2 protein-coding genes and 1 pseudogene are annotated in these 2,548 nt (G+C 63.5%); all 3 read left to right on the plus strand.

The annotated features are described in order from the left end of the window. Positions 1–280 (plus strand): annotated as a pseudogene (locus tag HMPREF0178_RS17665) (nucleotide sugar aminotransferase); the annotation flags it as partial. Then, the gene (locus tag HMPREF0178_RS17670) at positions 273–1,361 is read left to right on the plus strand and encodes a GNAT family N-acetyltransferase (RefSeq protein WP_009368956.1); all 1,089 of its coding nucleotides are present in this window, start codon (positions 273–275) and stop codon (positions 1,359–1,361) included. The pseudogene HMPREF0178_RS17665 and the gene HMPREF0178_RS17670, both read left to right, overlap by 8 nt. Next, positions 1,354–2,307 (plus strand): hypothetical protein, encoded by a 954-nt coding sequence (locus tag HMPREF0178_RS17675; RefSeq protein WP_009368957.1) that lies wholly within the window; start codon positions 1,354–1,356, stop codon positions 2,305–2,307. The genes HMPREF0178_RS17670 and HMPREF0178_RS17675 overlap by 8 nt, the downstream gene beginning before the upstream one ends. Positions 2,308–2,548 lie beyond the last annotated feature (241 nt).

The raw sequence follows: 2,548 nt of genomic DNA on the forward strand, positions 1-2,548 counted from the left end.
CGATCCGGGCGGGGAGGGGGTATGGCCTTTCTTTATGGTCCTCATGCCGGATCGGGACCGGCGGGACCGGGCGCTCGGCGCGCTGTGGCGGTCGGGGCTCGGGGTTTCCAAGCTGTTCGTCCGGGCCTTGCCGGACTATCCGTATCTGGCGGGTGCCGTCGAGGGCGGGCCCTGCCCGGCGGCGCGGGATTTGGCGGACAGGATGCTGACCGTCACCAATACGCACTGGCTGGACGATGCCGCGTTCGCCCGTCTTGCCGGGGAGATATGCCATGCCTGATGCCCGCCATGCCAATCTGCTCGAACCCGAGGCGTTGGTGGAGCTGTTCCTGCGCCACCCGCCGCAGGGCTTTGCCGCCGCTTCCGAAGCGGATCTGCCCGTCTTCGGAACCGATTTCGATCTGCTGACCACGCTGGAACCCGCGATTCTGGCGAAGATCCGCAGGTTTCCCCTGTTCGGGCTGTGGTCGCGCCTGCTGCGTTTCCCGGCCCGTTTCGCCGGGACCACGGCTACCGAATACGCGCCGCTCCCAAAGGGCTTGGAGCCGGGCGAGCTTCTCGACGGCTTCCGCGAGCGCTGTGCCGCCGGGCAATCCCTGCTGATCGTCAAGGACGTGCCGGAAGTTTCCCCGCTGCTGGGTGCAGGGGACAACGAGGCCGCCATGCGGCTGGCCCGGATTGCGCCGGACAAGGGGTTCATCGTCGTGGAAGGGCAGGCGCTGGCCTACGTTCCCATTGATTTTTCCAGTACCGACGAATACCTGTCGCGCCTCTCCAAGAGCCGCCGCAAGAACCTGCGCCGCAAGCTGAAGTCGCGCGAACGGCTGGACATCGAAGCCGTGCCGTTGGGGGACGCCCGGTTCGGCAGCCTTGATGTGCTGGAGGAGCTGTACGGCCTCTACCTCGGCGTCTACGCCCAGAGCGAAATCCATTTCGACCTGCTGACGCGGGATTTCTTCGCGGGGCTGCTGCAAAGCCGGGAGATCGGCGGCGTGGTATTCTGTTACCGCCATGACGGGGAGCTCGTGGGCTACAACATCTGCCTTGAGCACGGCGGGATGCTCATCGACAAGTACATCGGGCTGCGCTACCCGCAGGCACGGGAGCTCGACCTCTATTTCGTGAGCTGGTTCGTGAACCTTGAGCACGCGCTGGGGCGCGGCCTGCGCTTTTACGTGGCGGGCTGGACCGATCCTGAAGTCAAAGCCAGCCTCGGGGCGCGGTTCACGTTCACCCGGCATCTGGTCTGGGTGCGCAACCCGATCCTGCGCCGCATCCTGTACATGTTCCGGCATTGGTTTGAGTCCGACGCAAAGGCCGTGGGCGCGAAGGCGGCTGATAAGGATACGGATCATGCATGATCCCCGCGAATCCTTCCGGCCTTCCCAGCCGGTGATCCTCGATTTCGACGGTTCGGTCCTGCCTGTGGCGGAGGGCGAACGCCGCATCCCGCTGGGCTCGTGGCAGGAGGCTATACGCTTCGGCTGCACGCGCCGGGCGTTCAGTGCGCTGGAAGCCCATCTGGAAGGCGTGTTGCCTGTGGATTGCGGCTGTGCGTTCATGGGCAGCGGCGATTTCCACCACGTCACGCTGATCCCGCTGCGCCGCCTGTGCCGCCGCCTGCCGCCCGCGTCCCTTGATGTGGTCGTTTTCGACAACCACCCGGATAACATGCGCTATCCCTTCGGCATCCATTGCGGTTCGTGGGTATCGCACGCCGCCTTGCTGCCGAGCGTCCGGCGCGTCCATGTCATCGGCATCACCTCGGGGGACATCGGCCTTGCCCACGCGTGGGAGAACCGCTTGACGCCCTTCCTGCGGCGCAAGCTGACGTATTGGAGCGTCGGCACGGACGCGGCGTGGCTGCGCCTGATCGGGCGGGCGGGGTGCGGCATGGCGTTCGGATCGGCGGACGAACTGGTGCGCGGGCTGATCCCGGCACTGGCGGATGCCGGGAACATCTATCTTTCCATCGACAAGGATGTGTTCGCGGAAGACGTGGTGAAGACCAACTGGGATCAGGGCGTCTTCCGGCTCCGCCATACCGAGGCCGTATTTGCCGCCTGCGCGGGCAGGGTGATCGGCGCGGATGTCTGCGGCGACGTGTCGGATTACGAATACGCGAGCCCCTTCAAGCGGTTCCTGAGCCGCCTCGACGGGCAGGAGCCCTGCGATCCGCAAGCTCTGCGCGGCTGGCAGGAAGGGCAGAGGGCTGTAAACGCCGCCTTGCTGGAGAGCCTTGGAAAGATGTTGCGAGAGCCCGAGGCTTCTACACGCGTTTCCCCAATCCTCCGCCGCTTCTCCTAGAAACCGATAAAAAGAGTGAGGCCGAGACAAGAGTATCGTGCCGTCCCTTGGGGCGTATGCATAGACTGAACAAGCCCCCTTCCAGCATTCTCAAACAGCCTTTCTCTACGAGAGAGAAATTTTCCGCCGTTGCATCGGGAAAACCTTTATGCTAGAGTACTTATAGATTAAAGTTTATCTTGTTATTTCAGTTGATTGCATTTTGCAAATAGAGGTGATTCGTATGCTCTCTCTCTCTCTC

Source organism: Bilophila sp. 4_1_30 (assembly GCF_000224655.1).
GTDB classification, from domain to species: Bacteria; Desulfobacterota; Desulfovibrionia; order Desulfovibrionales; family Desulfovibrionaceae; genus Bilophila; species Bilophila wadsworthia.

Coding starts and splice junctions, on each gene's coding strand:
- HMPREF0178_RS17670 (WP_009368956.1), top strand. CDS start 273: ATGCCTGATGCCCGCCATGCCAATCTGCTCGAACCCGAGGCGTTGGTG.
- HMPREF0178_RS17675 (WP_009368957.1), top strand. CDS start 1,354: ATGCATGATCCCCGCGAATCCTTCCGGCCTTCCCAGCCGGTGATCCTC.